Here is an 18,058-nt window from a genome sequence, read left to right as displayed (position 1 = left end):
CTGACAACGCTAGGGCCGAATGACATGGGACTTTTCGCTGCTTGACCTTTTTTGACGTATCTCGTACGCTCCAACAATTCTCCAGGCCTTACTGTATCACCCAATAGATTCTCTGTCCGTGAGGATGCCGCGCGTCAGAAGACGGAGAGGATAGCGTAATGGATGTGACCGGCATATTGCTGGGGATTGTCATCGGTCTCGTTCCTGGCGCGCTCGTCGGTTGGTTTCTTGGCGTGGGTCGGCTCTCCCGGCAATTCCAGCAGCACACGGTCGAACTGAGTGCACGAGCTGAACGGGCCGAATCGCTTGAGGCGGAGTTGCGTCGCCAGCTGGAGCAGGATCGCCTGGAAGGGGTGCAGCTTCGGGCAGACCTGGCGACCGCCCAGCAAGCGCGGGCCTCAGCCGAAGTGCGGACCGAAGAAGCGCTGAAGCACGTCGCCGAACAAAAGCAACTCGTCGATCAATCCCGCCAGCAGCTCCTCGAATCGTTCCAAGCGTTGTCGAACGACGCGCTCACTAAAAACAATCAGGCCTTCTTGAATCTGGCTCGCGTGTCGTTCGAAACGCTCCAGGCCAAAGCCGAGGGCGAACTGTCGCAACGGCAACAGGCGATCGACGGACTAGTGAAGCCGCTCCATGATTCATTGCAGCGCTACGATGAACAAATGCGGCTGCTCGAACAATCCCGCCAATCGGCCTATGGCGGGTTGGATCAACACCTGAAATCGCTGGCGGAGTCCCATCAACGTCTCCAGCAGGAGACCGGCAACCTGGTCAAGGCCCTCCGCGCGCCGACGGTCCGCGGTCAGTGGGGTGAAATCACGCTGAAGCGGGTAGCTGAGTTGGCGGGGATGGTCGATCATTGCGATTTCTTCGAGCAGGAAAGCGTCACCGGCGAGGATCGGCGGTTCCGTCCCGACATGGTCGTGCGGCTGCCGGGCGGACGGCAGATCATCGTCGATGCGAAGACGGTCCTGGCGGCCTACCTCGATGCTCATGAAGCCCCGGACGATCAGCGTCGGATCGAAGCCTTGCGCCGGCATGCCGCGCAGGTCCGCAGCCGGATGGACGAGTTGTCGTTGAAGGCCTACTGGACGCAATTTGAGCGGGCCCCTGAGTTTGTGGTGCTCTTCCTTCCCGGGGAGCAATTCCTCGGCGCAGCGCTGGATCATGATCCGCGTTTGATCGAAGAAGGGTTTACGCGCGGGGTGGTGCTCGCCACGCCCACGACATTAATCGCGCTATTGCGGGCCGTGGGGTATGGCTGGCGACAGGAGCAGATGAATGCCCATGCCGAAGAAGCCGGCCGGCTCGGCAAAGATCTCTACGAGCGCATGGCGGTGCTGGCTGAACATGTGAATGATGTCGGACAGGCGTTAGGCAAGAGTGTGTCGGCCTACAACCGAGCGGTGGGTTCGTTGGAGACGAGAATTCTTCCGGCGGCGCGCCGATTCAAAGAGCTTGGGGTCGCGTCTGAAAAAGAGATCCCGCAGTTGGAACCGGCTGAGCTGGTGCCGCGCCGGACATTGCCTTTTGACGGTGAGTAAGGAGTACGCATGACGGATGAGCAGTCGATGGTCGAAGAGTTCCATAAGAAATTCGATATTCTTGTGCAGGCCAGCCCGACAGATGCCAGCGAGGACACGAAACGCCTCCGCATCCGTCTCATTCAGGAGGAGTTTGACGAACTCAAGGAATCCATAGCGGAGGGCAATCTTGCCGCATTGGCCAAGGAGATGGCCGATCTGCTCTATGTCGTGTACGGAACAGCCGTCTCGTATGGTATCGATATGGAGCCGGTATTTCGCGAAGTGCACCGGTCGAATCTCAGTAAAGTCGGCGGGTATAAGCGGGAGGATGGCAAGTGGGTGAAGCCTCCGACCTATTCACCGGCTAAGATCGAACCCTTGTTGGCGATGCAAATGAGTGCTCCCGAAGAAGCGCAGAGGCCACTCGGAGGTGTTGAGGAGATGCTGCGAGGCGCATGAAATCGCTGCACTGTCCAAGTTGCGGAACGACGTTCGTTCGAGTGACGTCAAATGAGGGGATGGTTGAGAAAGCCCTCAACCATATCCGCATGTTTCCGTTTCGCTGCCAGCTCTGCACCAATCGTTTTCGCGCCTTCTATCTGAGCGCTCGCCAAAGCACGCAGGAATTTGATCGCCGCCAGTACAAACGCCTCGCAACGGCGATGGACGCCCAAGTGATCGACAGCAAGCAGTTGCCCTTTATCAATCGCATTACCGATATTTCAATGGGGGGCTGCGCGATCCTGGCGGGGGGATTGGCCAAGGGGGCGTTTGTCGAGCTGGTCTTAAGGTCGAGTATCGAAGGCGAGGAAATCAGAATCGAAACGGCGATGGTCTCTTCAGTCAGGTCTGAATCAGTAGGGATACAGTTTTTGGAGCTCCATCCGGATGAGCAGCGCCGCCTGAGTCAAGTCGTGCTCGGGCTGCTCGTCGGCCAGGGCGGACAACCGAATACCTACTCCTGACCGTATCGTACCGGGTGTGGTCCTAGCGCCGCCCTCGTGTTGCCGGTCTCCTCACGAGTAGATTATCGATGAGCCTCACACTCCCGATACGGACTGCTCCCAGCAGTACCGCTCGATCGCTCACGGATTCGAGCGGTGTGAGGGTGTCCGGATTGCACACTGCAAGGTAGTCGACCGCTGCAGCAGGCTCCCGGCGCAGAATCTGGGTCATCATTGCTTGAATCTTCCGGCCCAATGTTATTCCGTCTTTGATTGCCGCCGCCCCGGCCTGCAAACTCTTATAGAGTATGGGGGCCAGTGCGCGATCAGACGCGGACAAATACACATTCCGTGAACTCATCGCCAGTCCCTCCTGCTCGCGTACGGTCGGATGGACGATCAGCTGGACCCCCAGGCTGAGGTCCTCGATCACGCGTTGAACCAGGGCCGCCTGCTGAAAATCTTTCTGCCCGAAGACGGCGACATCCGGCCGGACCATCCCGAAGAGCTTAGTGACGACCGTGGCGACGCCGGCAAAGTGATGCGGGCGAATCTCGCCCTCCCAGCGCTGCGCGATTCCGGGGACTGTGACGACCGTTTCAAATCCCTCCGGATACATCGCCTTGACGGTGGGTTCGAAGCAGATGTCGACTCCTTCCGCGCGACAGAGCGCGCGGTCGTTTGCGATCGGCCGCGGGTATTTGGCGAGATCTTCTGTCGGGGCGAATTGAGTCGGGTTCACGAAAATACTCACGACGAGCGCATCGCATTGCAGCCGGGCAGCGCGGATGAGGGCGCGATGGCCGTCGTGCAATGCCCCCATCGTCGGAACGAATCCGATCGTGACCCCTTCACAGTGGAGCCGCCGGCTCCAGGCGGTCATGGCCTTGGGCGTTCGAAGGATGTTCATAAATCCTGACGAGGGCTACCGCTCGGGCGTGACCCGTAGCGCGTGGACGGCTGGGGGAAGAGCAGGCGAACTTCCGACCGGTCTTTGACCTCTGCGAGCAATTGTGTGGCGGTGCGCTCAAGCGAGGGATGGACCAAGAGCGGATCGAGTTCGTTTAACGGCATCAGGACGAACCGCCGGTCGTGCAGCCGGGGATGCGGCACGACAAGATCCGCTTCGTGGATGACCCTGGTGCCGTAAAACAGAATATCCAGATCGATCGTGCGAGGGCCCGAGCGATTGTCCTCATCGCGCCCCAACGAGCGCTCGATCTCGCGTAGGATCGTGAGCAAGCTGCGGGGCGTGATGTCGGTGTCGAGCTGCACGACGCCGTTGAGAAACCAAGTCTCTCCCGGTTGCGCATGGTCGAGCACGGGTTCGGTTTCGTAGAGCAACGAAATCCCGGTGACCTGCGAATGGGGAAGCAGGCTCAACAGGGTCACTGCGCGATCGCAGAAATCCAGGCGATCGCCGACATTTGATCCGAACCCGATGTAAACCGTTTCGCGCATATTAGTGACGAGTGACGAGTGACAGATGACGAGACAAGCTGTATCTGCGAGGAGAGACGCTTGTCACGCGTGACTGGTCCCCAGTCACAGTATTCAGAATCCCGCCTTCTTGATCCGCTCCACCGCTTCCGCCAGCCGTTCTTTGGTCGTGCAGACGGTCATGCGGATGGAGCCCTAGTTCGATTGCTCCGAACCCGATGTAGACTGGTCCACGTATGTCCGTCAACCACCACGTGTCCCTCGTGAGGAATCTGCACGGTTGACGAGTGGCGAATGACGTCCACTCAGAATCCCGCCTTCTTGATCCGCTCCACCGCTTCCGCCAGCCGTTCTTTGGTCGTGCAGACGGTCATGCGGATGTAGCCCTCGCCCGGCGCGCCGAATCCGTTGCCCGGCGTCGTGACGATACCGGCCTTTTCCAGCAAATGCGCGGTGAACGAGGCGGACGAATACCCCTTCGGCACGGTCACCCAGATGTAGAAAGCGGCAGGCGGCGAATCCACCTCGAGCCCGAGCTTCTTCAGGCCCGGCACCAGCGTGTCGCGCCGTTCCTGATAAATCTTCCGCAGCCCGTCCGTTACCGAATCGTCCAGCCCCAGTGCCGTGATGCCGGCGGCCTGCACCGCCTCGAACACGCCCGAGTCCAGCTGGCTTTTCACCTTGCCGAGCCCGGCCAGCACGTCCTTGTTGCCGACGGCAAACCCGAGGCGCCAGCCGGTCATGTTGTAGGTCTTGGAGAGCGAGTGGAATTCCACGCCGACGTCTTTCGCGCCATCCACTTCGAGGAAACTCGCCGGCCGCTTCCCATCGTAGAAAATCTCCGAGTAGGCCGCGTCGTGGCAGACGATGACCTGATTCTCCTGCGCGAACTCGACCACCCGCTTGAAGTAGTCCTTCGTCATGATGACGGAGGTCGGATTGTTGGGCGAGTTCAGCCACATCAGCTTAGCCTTCTTGGCGACGTCTTTCGGAATCGCGCTCAGGTCCGGCAGGAACCCGTTGGCCTTGGTGAGCGGCATGATGTGCGAGACGCCGCCGCAGAAGCTCGTGCCGACCGGATAGACCGGGTAGCCGGGGCTGGGGACCAGCACGATATCGCCCGGATCGACAAACGCCAGATGGATATGGCCGATGCCTTCCTTCGAACCGATTAAGGTCAAGACTTCGTCGGCGGGATTCAACGTCACGTTGAACCGGCGCTTATACCAGTCGGCCACCGCCGTGCGGAACGACAGCATGCCTTCGTACGACGGATATTGATGGTGCTTGGGGTTCTTGGCGGCGTGCGCCAGGCTCTCGATGATCGGCTCGGGGGTAGGCAAATCCGGATCGCCGATGCCGAGGTTGATGATATCTACGCCCTTGGCAATCGCCGCCTGCTTCATCTTATCGATGGCGGCAAAGAGATAGGGGGGCAAGGTTTTAATTCGGGTTGCGACTTCGATGGGGAAACCAGCCATGGTGACTCCAACTCCTTTTGTGGGGATAGCATTCAGCCGTCAGCTACCAGCACTCATCCGATGCCTGATAGTTGACGGCTGGTGACGGATCCTCTCTCCCTTCCCTCTCCCCATCGGGGAGAGGCTAGGTGAGGGGGGCGTCGGTAGGTTACTAGAGGAATGAGTCAGCAATCAACGCCCAGGAGCAAGAAGATGCTCGATGAGCCGGTCGGCGAACCGGTGCAGGGCGGGGAGGTGTGGGATCGCCGCAGCTTTCACATCCGGCGCAGTGAGCTGCGCCTTCGTAAGATCCGAAGCGCATTCCTGGCAGAGCGCATCGATCCCGGCCTGTTCCATCTCCAAGTGAAACAGCAGACCATAGGCTCTGGTTCCGTAGCGAAACGCTTGCAACGGCGCAATGTCAGAACCGGCCAGGGGCACACAATCGGCGGGGAGGTCGAACACCTCTCCGTGCCACTCGAAGACCGAGAGGGCTTCGGGAAAGCCGCCGAACACCGGATCGGTTTTCCCTTCGCCGGTTAGATGTATTTGCGTCTTGCCGATTTCCAGCGCCTTGCCTGGTTTCACGGCTGCGCCCAACGCCTTCGCCATCAACTGACTGCCCAGGCAGACGCCGATGACAGGTGTTCCAGCGAGGAGGGCGGAGCGAATGAACGCGGTCTCCTCGGCGATCCAACGATCCGAATCGTTCACCGACATCGGCCCGCCCATCACGATCAACAGATCGCCCGCATCTTTCGGCAGCCCGTCTTGCGGGACGAGATGCCGATCGAGACTCACACCCCGGTCAGTCAGCGCCGCGGCGAACGCCCCGGGACCTTCGAAGAGAGCATGTTGGAGGCAAACGGCTCGCATGCAGACAGTAAGTCTCATAAACTCAAAAGCGGGGTCAAGGCGCGTGCTTTCCAATAGCCAAGCGCGACGTGAGCCTCCGCTGCTGCCCTGGCTCAATGTCAATTCCGGTTCCCCTCTTCAGCTTTCACGCTCAATCGCCGAAAAGTAGTCATGATTGCCGAAATCGATTGCCCGGTACAGGAGACGGAAGGGACGCTGTCGGCCGTGGTCACGTCCGCGCCACGCTATTCGTTGCCGCAACGGATCCGCTCGAGCTATCACGCCTTCTGGTACTGGCTTGGCGAAGGATTGGAGTGGTCGCGCGGTCTGTATCGCGAACGGCCTGTGGGCCAGCTGACGCATCTCAGCGGGAGCCAGCAAGCGCGGATTACCCTGTTGCGGCGCCAATTCGATGTCCGGTTTGAACAGCATTGCGCCGCGCTCACGACACTGAAGAGCTACGACTACCTCGACATTCTCGACCAGGCTTGGGCCGCCTGGGGGCAGCCCCGGCCGGTCGGCGGAGTGGTGCACGATGTGGGCGCCTCAACTTCTGGTATGCCCGTGCGCTCCACGCCTTTTTTCTTCCGTCGGCCCTGACCGGGGTCGAAGTGGAAGGCCATCGCATTTACTACAACGGCTACAGCCGTCACGACTATGCCCAAGGGTACGTGCGCAATCTGCCGCAGACCGACTTTGTGATCGCCGACTATGCGCAGTATGCGCAGCCGGCCGATACGATCGTGGCCTGGTATCCCTTCGTAACCCCTGCGCCGGTGCTGGCGTGGCGGATGCCGCTGGCGTTTCTGGCGCCGCAGGCCTTGTTCGCGCGCATCGCGATGAATTTGAATCCGTCCGGTGGCTTCGTGATGGTCAATCAGGGTCGGGAAGAAGCCGACGTGGCCGCCGGTCTTTGCCGGCAGGCGGGACTGAGATGTGAGAGTTCCTGTGAATTGCGAGTGACATTGCGTCGGCGGCGCATTCCCCCGGTCGTATCCTGGTGGCGTTGTCTCTAGCCGTTCTCTATGGGGCTGCGTTACAATCCATGACCATGCAACACGCAATTAAAACGGTCGAAGATCTGCGGTGGCTGATGGCCCACACGGGCGGCTTCCGTTCCGGCTATGTGACCGACCTGCAGATGGCCAAGCGCCGGCTGTTCGACGAAGAGTCCGGCCGTGAGGTGCTGGCCGACACCACGGTGTCGATGACGATCCGCTATCAGCTGCGAGGGATGGTGCGGGTGGCAAAGCTGGTGATGAACGGGGTGACGGATTTTTCGATCTTCGAGCAGGAGGGGAGCGACTCGTCGGCGCTCAGCGTGATTCAAGCGGAGCGGAGCAACGGGCGTCTGCGGTTCTGGTTCGATCCGCAGGGCGAGCTTTATGCGGTCTGTGAAGACGCGCAGCTCGAAGAAATTGCCACGCCGATTCTTGCGGAGCAGGTGCTCCCGGAGTTGGCTCGCTGGACGTTCCAGGGGCATTCCGGGGAGGCTCCGGCCATCTCGTGGTTTCTCATGGAACTCGAAGAGGCGGGCGCTCTGTGTTCTTGGGTCATCTCGAAAAAGCGCCGCGCAAGCGAGGCGCTGGCGCGATGGGAAGGGGACCTGACCCCGGTCGGCGACGGCAAGGGGCCGCGCGGAAATGCCGTGCGTGTGTTGGTCTATGGGGCGCAGGATGGCGAAGGATTCGGCGTCGTGCTCCGTGCGCTCGGCACGCCGGACCGGCAGGTGAGCCGGGTGCTGACGTTGCTGGCCGATCGCATTACGCAGCGCTATGCGGGAAGTTGTCTGGTGGGAACCACAATTATTCCTGGACGGGAGTGGGAGTCGTGGCGATCTCGAGGCGACGCCAGGCCTGATCGAGTGCCGGATTAGTGCGAGTGCCCGTTGGCGAAGTGGCCGTTGGTGCTGGTGTGGTGCTCGGTCGCATGGCCATTGCCGTTTGAATGGACCGCGTTCCCGTTTTTCACGACCTGCCCGTTCTTTCCGTTCACGCATTCCACCAAGGCCCAGAATCGCAGCGGATTCACGTTCTGCTTGCGTGCGACCTGCAACGACGTGCCTTCCAGGACGGTATGCAGAGAGAGGTCCGTGCGCCATCCCAGATGCTTCGTGAGCGGGGAGATGACTTTCTCCATTGCCGCGATGATCTTGTTGCCGTTGCTGAAGTGGTTGAGCATGATGATGCGGCCGCCCGGCCGGCAGACGCGGATCATTTCATTGACGACTGTGCGGTGGTCCGGCACGGCGGTGACGACGTAGGCCGCGACGACGGTATCGAAACTATTGTCGGCGAACTCCATGGCCCCGGCATCCATGCGGTGGAGCTGCACATGCGTCAAGCGATGCATCTCCGTCCGTTCCTTTGCCTTCCCCAGCATGCCTTCGGAAAGATCGATGCCGGTGATCTTGCAATGACGGGGATACATCGGAAGGGCGAGGCCGGTGCCCACGCCGACTTCCAGAATCTGCTCATTCGGCTGCACGTTGAGATTGCGGATCGCCGATTCGCGTCCCTCGTGAAAGACTTTGCCGAAAATCTGATCGTACACGCCGGCATACGACGTGTAGACCCGCTCTACTTTCTTCAAATCCATGAGTCCTCCGAATCCCGCATGACTTGGGAGTGGCCGAGCCTACTGAAGTAGGTTGGCGTGGAACCCAAACATCTGGGGAAAAACAAAAGGCGGGGAACCCGTGTGAGACGCGAGAGGCCCGCCTGAATTGCAAACGGCGCTACTGTAGCCAAGTCATGATGGTGAGTCAACTGATTCTTCTGAGGCCATCAGCCCCATCAAGCAGGGATGGAAGACGGTCCGGCAGTGGCGTCTTGATTCGCGCGGCGCGCCTATGGGATAGGTACGCGCCATGATGCTTGCAGGATTATTTGCCGGGGCGCTGTTCCTCGGCTTGCTCGTCGGCGACCGCTGGTACTTCCGCACCCTCTCCGCCGAAGCGAGCCGCTACGGCTGTCAGGTCGGGCGTGGAGCGACGCGGCTGGACACGATGAGTCTCGCGCAGATCCATGCCCGCTTCGATACCCTAGGGCTTCTGCCGATGCGGCACGGGGTGGCCCGGTTGTTCGGTGAGAGCCAGCGCGTGCTCCTCCGCCCCCGCTATCCGACCCTCTGGGCGTTTCTCTGGATCTGGCCGATGAAGGCCACGATTGATCTCCGGGCCGACGGCGAGGCGGTCGTGTTGGCGATGACGAAACGCACGCCCTGGGCCTCGGCCATCCTTACCGGCGCGTGGTTTCTCATTGTCACGGTCGGGACGTTGGCCACGATCATCAGCTATGCGGTGGAAGGGGGCTTGGCCAGTTCCAGCGGAGTCGTGATGGCCGGAGGGATTCTCACCCTGGGCCTGTTCTTTATCTTTTCCGGCCTGGTGACGGTGGTGATGGCCTATCGCATGGAGAACAGCCGGCTCGCGGTGCTGCAGCAGGAGTTTGAAGAAGTCGTGACCGGCCGGTCGCTACGCGTTGAACAATCCTAAAAAGTGGTCGAATTCGGGCGGCAGGTCCAGCGCCGAACGATGGTGTGCGAGACCGGCAATGATGCCGCGATGTTTTTTCACGAGGCCGGAGGTTTCAAAGGCCTGCCGGAATTGTTGCCATTGCAACGTGGGGTCGGCGGCAATCCGGGCCTGCTCATCTTTGGGCAGCGCGTGCACGGCAGTAGTCAGCGTCCGGATCGCTTTCTCCACGCTTTCATAGGGTGGCGCAAGTTTGAGCTGTGCGTAGAACGTTTCCAGATGCGACCGGAACTCCTCGCGCAGGCTCTGCAGGGGATCCTGTGATGGAACAGCTGGTTCAGGCATAGTCGTAGTCCGGATGATACGGTATGATGGTTTCGAGTCACAAGTCCTGCGGGAAGTATTCGTGCATTGGCTATCACAGGAGGTAGGTAAGATGATCAAGATGCGTTGGATGGTGTTGTCGATGGTCGGGATGTTGGCGTTGGGCGGCTGTTCTTCCCATCATCATCACGGGATGATGGAGTCAGGCAAGAGCGACGCCTATTGGCAGAAGGGCCAGCAGGACATGGCGGGCTTGATCGACCGGACGGTGAAGGATCCGGCCAAGGCCACGCAGGTGAAAGCCATTGTCGGCGAGATTGTCACCGAGCTGAAGGCGGGCCGTGAGCAGGAGCGCGCCGCTCATCGCCAGCTCTATGCGCTCAGCGCCAATTATGCGGCGACGCCCGAAGAGTTTACCAAGGTGATGGATGAGGCGAACAATCAGCGCATGAAGACGTCCACGAAGATTCTCGGCCTGCGGTTCAAGATGAAGGATCTGATGACGGCCGAGGAGTGGAAAGCGCTCTCCGACCAGATGCTGTCCTACAGCAGCAAGTATCAGCATGGGAGCGCCGGAGCGAAGACAGGGTATTAAGACGGGCTGTGAAGCGTCTCTCGTGAAGCGTTGTTCGCACGCGAGAGGCGAGCGACGAGATACGAGGAACTAGTTTCGGACGGCAGCGGCTTTCAGCGGCATGGGCGTCCAGCGCGTGCCGCCGTCGGTGGAGTGATAGAGGCCGCTGCCGTTGGTGCCGACAAAGAGGTCTTGCGGATTCTTGGGGCTCATGGCCAGCGAACGGATGTTCAAGGACGTGAGCCCCGCATTCATCGCCTGCCAGGTTTTCCCGCTATCCAGACTTTTCCAGACGCCGCCCGGTCCGCCAATATAAAGCTGTGCCGGTTGTGCCGGATCGATGAGCAGGCTGCTGACAAAGGGATCTTTCAGCCCTTCCCCGATTCGCTCCCATGAATTGCCGCTGTTCGCGGTGCGAAACAGGCCTTTCGTCGTTCCGGCATAGACAATGTTCGGTGTGACTGGATCAATGGCAATCGCATTCACGCCCAGCGCCATGGCTCCCATCAGTTCCGTCTCGGGAATGAGTCCGGTATTGATCTTCTTCCACGAGGCCGCCGCGTCTTCCGATCGATACACGCCGCCGGTGGTGCCTGCATAGAGAATGCGCGGGTTCGTGGGGTGGATCGCGATCGACACCACGATGTGCACCTCTTTCATCCCCGCCATCCGCTCTTCCCACTCGCGTCCGCCGTCCTTCGTGGAGAAGGCGCCGACGGTGGTGGCAATGTAGATCTGCTCGTTGTTGGTGGAGTCAAACACGAATTGATTGATGAAGGAGACGTGCTCCTTGAGCCCGACGTTGTGGGGCAGCCAATGTTGCCCGCCGTCCGGACTCTTGTAGACGGCGTCGGCCATGGTGCCGGCGTAGATCGTGGCCGGGAACTGCGGGTCGATGGCGAGCGTCGTCACGCGGCGCGCGCTGAAACTCGGGAAGCGCTCCCAGGATGCTCCGGCATCGCGGGACTTATAGACCGCATCGTTCGTAGCGACGTAGAGGATTTGCGTATTGGTCGGGTGCAGCGCAATGGAAACAATCGACTCGCTCTCTTTCTCGCAGCCGAGGCTGAAGAGGAGAAGCGCGAACGACGCCAATCTGAATGCAGTGCGAATCGCCATGACAGTCGTGGACCTAATCATAGGCGTTGTTGTTGAGTCAAGAAGAAGGGGGGGGAGGCGTGGCCCGGGCGATCTCCCTTGCTCGCGCCCCGCGCACGTGAGGAGGGGAGGAACGCCACCCCTGTCGCTCCTGTGCTCCCGGAGTGCGCACGCGGGATCAATCAGATGGTGAAATCGAGGGCGGTGCTCCCTCCATGGGCGCAGTAGGAACGACAAGGGTGCCATTCCTTTGGGAGCAGGCAAGTAATCTCGGCGCATTCCAGAGTGGGCGGGTAATAAGGATGCGCGCAGTGGGAGATCGCCCAGGCCACGCCTCTAAATGATAACAAAGGGAGTAACGCGAGAGGGACGGAAGGCGGTGAGGCGGCCGGCAAGTGTCTGTGCTCGCGGAACGCGCGCCCTCAGAAGGACCTCGTTCGCTGCCATGCGCTTCACCGAACCGTCCGGTTTCATGCGGAAGACCTGATCTCGAGCGTTGGGGTTGTTGACAACAGTGGTGCCCGTTGGCATACTCTCCAACGTGAAGGCTGTCGAGTTATTTCGCCGAAGAGTCGTCTATTCAGAGAATGCGTTCGCCGAGCTGATTCTCTGGCGAGTACTGAAGCCCGTTGCCGGGTCGCAGCACTCATTCAAATACCGGCTCGCCTATGTCGTGAACGGAACGTGCGTGCTGCGGTTCGACAATGAGACAGGCAAAGGAGATCACCGGCATGTCGGCAGCAAGGAAAGTTCCTACACCTTTACCACTCCCGAGAAGCTGATCGCTGACTTTCAACGTGAGATTGCGAGGTGGGATCATGAAAACGGTCATACTTGAAGTGCGCTCTCCCGAGGAAGGCATGGCTGAGTTCGCGCAGGCCTGGAAATCTGGCAAGCCGCATCGGTCGGCGCGCATTGGCTTTGCGACTCCTGAGCTGCTGTGGAAGGTACTATCCGCTAAGCGCTGGGAACTTCTGAAGGCGCTGTGCGGCGCTGGGCCGGTTTCCATCCGTGAAGCGGCACGCCGCGTTCAGCGGGATGTGAAGGCCGTGCACAGGGACGTCACGGCTCTGTTGTCCGCCGGCTTGCTGAATCGCACGAAAACCGGCGGCATCGAATTCCCCTACGAGGCCGTAAAGGTCGAGTTCCTACTCCAGGCCGCGTAACCTCCCGGGCGAGTATGTAGCGACCCTTCACTCACGGCAATGAGCCATGGCGGCGCGTGGAGCTAGGGCAGAGGAAACGGGGACATTGTGGTTTTCTAGTAGCGTGAGTTGATCAGAAGCTCATCGAAAATCAGAATATCCTCGTTTCGGGTCCCCTGGTATGTGGCCAGTTTGCGCGGAAGCACCAGTTAGAACGAATGAAAGTCGTCTACAAGATCACTTACCCGAACGGGAAGATATATGTGGGGATGGACCTCACAGATAGCGCCAATTATTTTGGAAGCGCGAGCAGCGCTCGCATAGCTGTTGATTTCACACGTGAGCAGCGCAGAGATTTTACCATCCGAAAAGAAATCCTCTGGGAATCTGAAACGGCGACTGACTCAGAGGTGCGCCAAAAGGAAATGGAATTTATTAACCAGCTCAAATCTAACGACCCAAAGGTTGGTTACAATCAATCTCCGGGTAGGGTTGCGAGGGATTGTAAAGGGAGCTGACTCCTTTGTTTTTCTCGGGAGTAAGGGCTCCACCACTTACAGCTTCTGCCTAATCCGCTCGGCATACCCCGTCAGTTCGACATAGCCCTGGCCTTTGATTGGTTGCCCTCGCTCGGTGCCTTCTACAGCGACCGCGCCCTCCCAATAGGTGACTTGCGTGCTGCGTGTTGTGCGCAGTTCCTGATCGGCCAGGAGGGGCGTCAGTTGCAACGACAGATCAAGAGACGGAATCGAGACTTGCCAGCGGTGGGGATAGGTGGCCTTGCTGGTTGGGCTGGTCCAGGTATCGAGCGGGGTTAATTGGATATCGGAGGCCGAGAGGTGTTGCGTGCGGCCGTCTGCCAAGACGAGCGTGCCACTGGAGGCCTGGTCTGACGATCCATCGGTATGACGGAGGCGATAGACCATGAGTTCCCGCTTGTCGGCGAGTTGGATGCTGAACCAATCCCACCCGGCGAGATCGGCGCCCAAGTCCGCCGAGCCGAATTCATGGTCCATCCAACTGGTGCCGGTGATGTGGTAGGTCTCGGTGCCGATCATCAGAGTCCCCGCTGTGGTGAGGTTGGTGAATGAATAGTAGTGTGACGCTTGTCCCGCTGCCGATCCCTTTTTGCTGATCCCTTGCTCGCCATGCACGACCAGCGGTTTGGCGGGATCGAGCGTCAGAGAAAGTGCGACGCCATCGGCCTTGGCTTCGAGCTTCTGTTGGTCGCCAGTTCCACCGGACGATTCTGCGCGCCAGTGATCGAGCCAGACGTGCAGATGGGTGGCCTCGGCTCCGGCTTTGCCCAACCCGGCGCGACTGATGCGATCGCGAAAGTGGAAGCGTTGGCCCGTGACGTCCGTGATGGCCAGATGGGCCAGATAGAGTTGATCCACCGACCAGCGGGAGGGGCGCGTCTCGACCTGATCGGGCGCGATGGCGCGGCGAAAGAACGTGAGCTCAAATCCGAATCGCCGGCCTTCGGCGGTTTCCAGGTGACCGGTGTAGTACCACCATTCGGTGCGGAAGGAATCGTGCGCGCCGTGATCGCGCGGGAACTCGTACCGATAGCCCTCTTGCGCCAGGCGAAAGGAGATGTCGGCAGGATCGGCCGCGGGTGCCACCGATCCGCCGGTGGCTAAGACCCACGCCAGTCCAATCACGAGACGAGCAGCAAGCGATGTCATTGCACACCATGCCAGGATGAGTATTTCGGCCACCGGCTTATAGCACGCGTGGATTCATGTGCACAAATCGCCTGTATTGGTGAGGCGATTTGCAATGTGTTGCGGGGCGGTCGCGCAGGCGCTCGGCGTTGACAATTTTCACAACTCTCGGCTATCGTGAGCCATGCAGATTGATCGCGAACACGACCAACCCACGAAAGACCCCTACGACAAAGCCGCACCGTTCGCCATCCCGGAACGTGTTCCGGTGTTTGCGTTGCCCAACGTGGTCTTTTTCCCGAAGACGTATCTGCCGCTCCATATTTTCGAACCGCGCTATCGTCAGATGGTGGCGGATGCGGCGGCCGGTGGACAGTGCGTGGCGATGGCCCTGCTGAAGGAGGGATGGGAGACGGATTACTACGGCCATCCGGCGGTCTATCCGATCGGCTGTATCGGCCGTCTCGTCAGCGTGCAACCGCTGGCTGATGGACGATCCAATATCTTGCTCCACGGGTTGGAACGGTATGAAATCCAGGAGGAGTTTTTCGAGAAGCCCTATCGAGAAGCCAGGGTGGCCATAAAGCCGGCGACCGCCGAGCCCTCGCTGGCTCCGGAAGTGCGGCAGGCCCTGATGAAGGTGTTGGAGAAATATCTGCGCGCGCGCGAAGATGCGGCGACGTGGGAAGGATTGTTCCGCGACGATGTGAACGACGAGATCCTGGTGAATACGCTGTCGACATACTTGGACTGCACACCATTGGAAAAACAATTTCTTATAGAAGCCGAAGGTCTCCACCAGCGGGCGCGTCGTCTGAGCGACCTGATCCAGTTCATGGTGCATGATCAACAAGGCGCGAAGGGTTGGGGGTAATGGACCGGACAATTGCGATCGACGTGAATCGGCTCTGCAAGACCTACGACGGCCATAAAGCGGTCGACGATCTTTCTTTTCAGGTGTATGCGGGCGAAATCTTCGGCTTGCTGGGACCGAACGGCGCCGGCAAAAGCACGACGCTGCGCACGCTCATCACGCTGCTCCATCCCACGTCCGGCACTGCCACAGTGCTGGGGCACGATACGGTGCGCGAGGCGGATCTGGTGCGGACGCTGTTCGGCTACGTGCCGCAAGAGCGGGCCATTGATCGATTCCTCACCGGGCGCGAGCATCTCGAATTGCTCGGGGCGCTCTACCATCTGACGAAAGAAGAAGCCACGAAGCGGATCGCCGAATTGCTCAAACTGGTCGAACTCGAAGAGCACGCGGACCGGCCGGCCAAGACCTATTCGGGCGGCATGAAGCGGAAGCTCGATATCGCCTGCGGACTGTTGCCGAATCCGAAGATTCTCTTTTTGGACGAGCCGACGTTGGGGTTGGATGTGCAGAGCCGGCTGCGGATCTGGGACTATATCCGGATGCTCAAGGCCCGCGGCATGACCGTGGTCATGACGACCAATTATCTCGACGAAGCCGATCAATTGTGCGATCGCCTGGCGATCATCGATTGCGGCAAGGTCAAAACGATCGGCTCCCCGGCCGAACTGAAAGTGGCGCTCGGCGGCGACATCGTGTCGCTCACGATCAAGGAAACCGCGCGGCTTGGCGCCTTGGCTTCCGCTCTCAAGGGGCAGCCCGCCATTCGCACGGTGAATGCGACGGCCACCGGCCTCGACATTCGCGTGGAATCCGCTGAAAAAGCGCTTCCGGCCATCTTAGAGGCGGCGAACAAATTGGACTGCCGCCTCGATTTTATTGACTATCACCGTCCCCGGTTGGACGATGTCTTTATCGCCCACACGGGCCGCTCTCTTCGGGACGCGGCGCCGGCGGAAGAACCAGTGTAGGGAGATACATGGCGCACTATTGGCAAGAAATCGGGGCTCTGACGATGCGGTGGGTTCGCCGTTTGAGCCGGGAAAAATTCAGCATGCTCTTCACGCTGGTGCAGCCGATGTTGTTCTGGCTGATCTTTTTCGGCAATCTGTTTCAGCGCGCGGCGGATGTGCAGGTGACCCAGGCGCCCAATTACATCAGCTTCCTGGCGGCTGGTGTGGTCGTGATGACGGTGCTGAATAACGGGCTGGCCGGCGGCGTCGATCTGTTGTTCGACAAGGAGAACGGATTTCTCGAACGGTTGATGTCCGCGCCGATTCACCGGAGCTCGGTCATTCTTAGCCGGTTTATCTTCGTGATGACGATCACGTCCCTGCAAGTCTTGGTGATCCTCGGCATCGCGTTTCTCTTCGGCGTGCATCCGGCGACGGGATTGCTCGGCGTGGCCATGATCCTCTTGATCGGCATGCTGTTCGGTGTGGGGCTGACAGCGATCTCGATGGCGATGGCCTTTTCGGTGAAGAGCCACGGCGACTTTTTCTCGGTCCTCGGATTCCTGTCGCTCCCGATGATTTTCCTCAGTTCGGCGCTGGTGCCGCTGACGGCGATGCCGACCTGGATGAGTGTCCTGGCGCAATTCAACCCCATGACCTGGGCGATCGACGCCGTGCGGCCTCTGATTCTCACCAATTGGAGCGATGCCCTGCCGCATGTGGGCATGGCGATTGTCGTCATGGTCGTTTTTGATGCGCTCTGTTTGTATGGCGGAGCCAAAGCTTTCCGCCGGGCGATGGGCTAGTTGGCTGCGCCCCGCGTGAGTACCCCCATGGTGATTCCAGAGAGTCAAATACGCGCCCTCATCCGGCTGTTGTCCGATGAGGATGCACGCATTGTCGAGACCATCAGCGATAAGCTGATCGATATCGGTCCGTCGGCGGTACCGCTGCTTCAGGAAGCCGAGATCGAGCAGCCGGAGATGGCGGATCGCATCGCGACGATTCTGGAAGAGATTCGTTGGGGTAAGCTCGAGGACGAAATGCGGGCCATGGCCGCAGGCCCTGACGCGACCATGAATCTGGAGCAGGGCGCATTTCTCATTGCCCGGTACACGTACCCCCTGCTCGATACGGCGGAGTACGGGCGGCTGCTCGATACGATGGCGCAGGAAGTCCGGGAACGCATCGGCCCGCGCGCATCCGGTGAAGAAACGGTCAATGCGTTGAACCGCTACGTGTTCACCGAACAGGGTTTCAAGGGCAATACCAAGAACTATTACGAAGTCGAGAACAGCTATCTGAACCGCGTGATCGATCGGCGGGTAGGGATTCCCATCAGCTTGTCGGTGGTCTATCTCCTCATCGGGCAGCGGCTGGGTCTGCCGCTGCATGGCATCGGGATGCCGGGCCATTTTCTGGTGAAGTACGAGTCGGACCGCTACAAGATTTTCATCGATTGCTTCAACGGCGGCGCGTTGTTGACGGAAAAAAATTGCGCCCGGTTCTTAACGGAAGCCGGGTATGGATTCGATGACAAGTATCTGCAGCACAGCCAGGTTCGCGGCATCCTCTCCCGCATGGTGAAGAATCTTCTGGCGATCTATTCCAAGATGGATGAGCCGGTGAAGACGGCGCGGTTTACCACGCTGATCGAAATTCTCGGCGGGGAGCCCCGCGAAGAGGGCTTGTAGCCCGGCTGGTTTCTTTTTCCGCAGCC

22 protein-coding genes are annotated in these 18,058 nt (G+C 59.8%); 14 read left to right on the top strand and 8 right to left on the bottom strand.

All coding sequences use genetic code 11. The features are described 5' to 3' along the window. Nucleotides 1–158 precede the first annotated feature (158 nt). From rmuC to Q8N04_05405, 3 genes are read left to right on the top strand one after another with little or no spacing between them, the layout of a single operon-like run. Nucleotides 159–1,547 (top strand): DNA recombination protein RmuC, encoded by a 1,389-nt coding sequence (rmuC, locus tag Q8N04_05415; protein MDP3090095.1) that lies wholly within the window; start codon nucleotides 159–161, stop codon nucleotides 1,545–1,547. A 9-nt stretch (nucleotides 1,548–1,556) separates the two neighbouring features. Continuing rightward, complete coding sequence (locus tag Q8N04_05410) at nucleotides 1,557–1,988, top strand: MazG nucleotide pyrophosphohydrolase domain-containing protein (protein ID MDP3090094.1); 432 nt, start codon at nucleotides 1,557–1,559, stop codon at nucleotides 1,986–1,988. 59 nt (nucleotides 1,989–2,047) lie between these two features. Continuing rightward, complete coding sequence (locus Q8N04_05405) at nucleotides 2,048–2,494, top strand: PilZ domain-containing protein (protein ID MDP3090093.1); 447 nt, start codon at nucleotides 2,048–2,050, stop codon at nucleotides 2,492–2,494. 22 nt (nucleotides 2,495–2,516) lie between these two features. Here the strand turns inward: Q8N04_05405 and panC are convergent, their stop codons facing one another. From panC to Q8N04_05385, 4 genes are all read right to left on the bottom strand, one after another. After that, nucleotides 2,517–3,383 (bottom strand): pantoate--beta-alanine ligase, encoded by an 867-nt coding sequence (gene panC, locus Q8N04_05400; GenBank protein MDP3090092.1) that lies wholly within the window; start codon nucleotides 3,381–3,383, stop codon nucleotides 2,517–2,519. Continuing rightward, on the bottom strand, nucleotides 3,380–3,934 hold the full coding sequence (gene folK / locus Q8N04_05395) for a 2-amino-4-hydroxy-6-hydroxymethyldihydropteridine diphosphokinase (protein ID MDP3090091.1): 555 nt from the start codon (nucleotides 3,932–3,934) through the stop codon (nucleotides 3,380–3,382). Before folK ends, panC begins: the two co-directional genes overlap by 4 nt. Before the next feature lie 284 nt (nucleotides 3,935–4,218). Further along, entirely contained in the window at nucleotides 4,219–5,394 is a 1,176-nt protein-coding gene (locus tag Q8N04_05390; protein ID MDP3090090.1) for an LL-diaminopimelate aminotransferase, read from the bottom strand. 171 nt (nucleotides 5,395–5,565) lie between these two features. Then, nucleotides 5,566–6,249 carry a type 1 glutamine amidotransferase gene (locus tag Q8N04_05385; protein ID MDP3090089.1) on the bottom strand — a complete coding sequence of 228 codons (684 nt, stop codon included), beginning with the start codon at nucleotides 6,247–6,249 and terminating at the stop codon, nucleotides 5,566–5,568. Between the two features lie 150 nt (nucleotides 6,250–6,399). Here Q8N04_05385 and Q8N04_05380 point away from each other — a divergent pair, with 150 nt between their 5' ends. The 3 genes from Q8N04_05380 to Q8N04_05370 are packed head-to-tail and all read left to right on the top strand — an operon-like array spanning nucleotide 6,400 to nucleotide 8,104. Further along, a complete protein-coding gene (locus Q8N04_05380; protein ID MDP3090088.1) occupies nucleotides 6,400–6,828 on the top strand; it encodes a hypothetical protein in 429 nt (142 codons plus the stop codon). 11 nt (nucleotides 6,829–6,839) lie between these two features. Continuing rightward, on the top strand, nucleotides 6,840–7,244 hold the full coding sequence (locus Q8N04_05375; GenBank protein MDP3090087.1) for a hypothetical protein: 405 nt from the start codon (nucleotides 6,840–6,842) through the stop codon (nucleotides 7,242–7,244). A 35-nt stretch (nucleotides 7,245–7,279) separates the two neighbouring features. Continuing rightward, nucleotides 7,280–8,104: a hypothetical protein gene (locus Q8N04_05370; GenBank protein MDP3090086.1), complete on the top strand. Its 825-nt coding sequence runs from the start codon at nucleotides 7,280–7,282 to the stop codon at nucleotides 8,102–8,104. Here Q8N04_05370 and Q8N04_05365 read toward each other — a convergent pair. Beyond that, nucleotides 8,101–8,826, bottom strand: a complete 726-nt coding sequence (locus Q8N04_05365; protein MDP3090085.1) for a methyltransferase domain-containing protein — start codon at nucleotides 8,824–8,826, stop codon at nucleotides 8,101–8,103. The genes Q8N04_05370 and Q8N04_05365 overlap by 4 nt on opposite strands. A gap of 271 nt (nucleotides 8,827–9,097) precedes the next feature. Here Q8N04_05365 and Q8N04_05360 point away from each other — a divergent pair, with 271 nt between their 5' ends. After that, nucleotides 9,098–9,724: a hypothetical protein gene (locus Q8N04_05360; GenBank protein MDP3090084.1), complete on the top strand. Its 627-nt coding sequence runs from the start codon at nucleotides 9,098–9,100 to the stop codon at nucleotides 9,722–9,724. On the opposite strand, the gene Q8N04_05355 is transcribed toward Q8N04_05360, so the two are convergent. Then, a complete protein-coding gene (locus tag Q8N04_05355) occupies nucleotides 9,704–10,048 on the bottom strand; it encodes a hypothetical protein (protein MDP3090083.1) in 345 nt (114 codons plus the stop codon). The two genes, Q8N04_05360 and Q8N04_05355, sit on opposite strands and share 21 nt — an antisense overlap. Before the next feature lie 91 nt (nucleotides 10,049–10,139). On the opposite strand from Q8N04_05355, the gene Q8N04_05350 reads away from it, so the two are divergent. Continuing rightward, on the top strand, nucleotides 10,140–10,622 hold the full coding sequence (locus Q8N04_05350; GenBank protein ID MDP3090082.1) for a hypothetical protein: 483 nt from the start codon (nucleotides 10,140–10,142) through the stop codon (nucleotides 10,620–10,622). Nucleotides 10,623–10,691: 69 nt separating this feature from the next. Here Q8N04_05350 and Q8N04_05345 read toward each other — a convergent pair whose 3' ends face one another. Continuing rightward, nucleotides 10,692–11,720, bottom strand: a complete 1,029-nt coding sequence (locus Q8N04_05345; protein MDP3090081.1) for a hypothetical protein — start codon at nucleotides 11,718–11,720, stop codon at nucleotides 10,692–10,694. 496 nt (nucleotides 11,721–12,216) lie between these two features. Here Q8N04_05345 and Q8N04_05340 point away from each other — a divergent pair, with 496 nt between their 5' ends. Next, nucleotides 12,217–12,537: a DUF6516 family protein gene (locus Q8N04_05340; GenBank protein MDP3090080.1), complete on the top strand. Its 321-nt coding sequence runs from the start codon at nucleotides 12,217–12,219 to the stop codon at nucleotides 12,535–12,537. Then, nucleotides 12,518–12,865 carry a hypothetical protein gene (locus tag Q8N04_05335; protein MDP3090079.1) on the top strand — a complete coding sequence of 116 codons (348 nt, stop codon included), beginning with the start codon at nucleotides 12,518–12,520 and terminating at the stop codon, nucleotides 12,863–12,865. Before Q8N04_05340 ends, Q8N04_05335 begins: the two co-directional genes overlap by 20 nt. A gap of 533 nt (nucleotides 12,866–13,398) precedes the next feature. Here Q8N04_05335 and Q8N04_05330 read toward each other — a convergent pair. Continuing rightward, entirely contained in the window at nucleotides 13,399–14,532 is a 1,134-nt protein-coding gene (locus Q8N04_05330) for a lipocalin-like domain-containing protein (protein ID MDP3090078.1), read from the bottom strand. A gap of 163 nt (nucleotides 14,533–14,695) precedes the next feature. On the opposite strand from Q8N04_05330, the gene Q8N04_05325 reads away from it, so the two are divergent. Genes Q8N04_05325 through Q8N04_05310 form a run of 4 tightly spaced genes read left to right on the top strand, consistent with a single transcriptional unit; the run spans nucleotide 14,696 to nucleotide 18,032 of the window. Then, on the top strand, nucleotides 14,696–15,385 hold the full coding sequence (locus Q8N04_05325) for an LON peptidase substrate-binding domain-containing protein (GenBank protein ID MDP3090077.1): 690 nt from the start codon (nucleotides 14,696–14,698) through the stop codon (nucleotides 15,383–15,385). Continuing rightward, complete coding sequence (locus Q8N04_05320) at nucleotides 15,385–16,356, top strand: ATP-binding cassette domain-containing protein (protein MDP3090076.1); 972 nt, start codon at nucleotides 15,385–15,387, stop codon at nucleotides 16,354–16,356. Before Q8N04_05325 ends, Q8N04_05320 begins: the two co-directional genes overlap by 1 nt. An 8-nt stretch (nucleotides 16,357–16,364) precedes the next feature. Next, nucleotides 16,365–17,144 (top strand): ABC transporter permease, encoded by a 780-nt coding sequence (locus Q8N04_05315; protein MDP3090075.1) that lies wholly within the window; start codon nucleotides 16,365–16,367, stop codon nucleotides 17,142–17,144. A gap of 27 nt (nucleotides 17,145–17,171) precedes the next feature. Beyond that, nucleotides 17,172–18,032 carry a transglutaminase-like domain-containing protein gene (locus Q8N04_05310; protein ID MDP3090074.1) on the top strand — a complete coding sequence of 287 codons (861 nt, stop codon included), beginning with the start codon at nucleotides 17,172–17,174 and terminating at the stop codon, nucleotides 18,030–18,032. Nucleotides 18,033–18,058: the final 26 nt, after the last annotated feature.

Origin of the sequence: Nitrospira sp. (genome assembly GCA_030692565.1) — a bacterium.
In the GTDB taxonomy this organism is placed as follows: Bacteria; Nitrospirota; Nitrospiria; order Nitrospirales; family Nitrospiraceae; genus Nitrospira_D.
The sequence above is the reverse complement of the archived record's forward strand: the minus strand, read 5'-3'. Positions and strand labels throughout refer to the sequence as shown.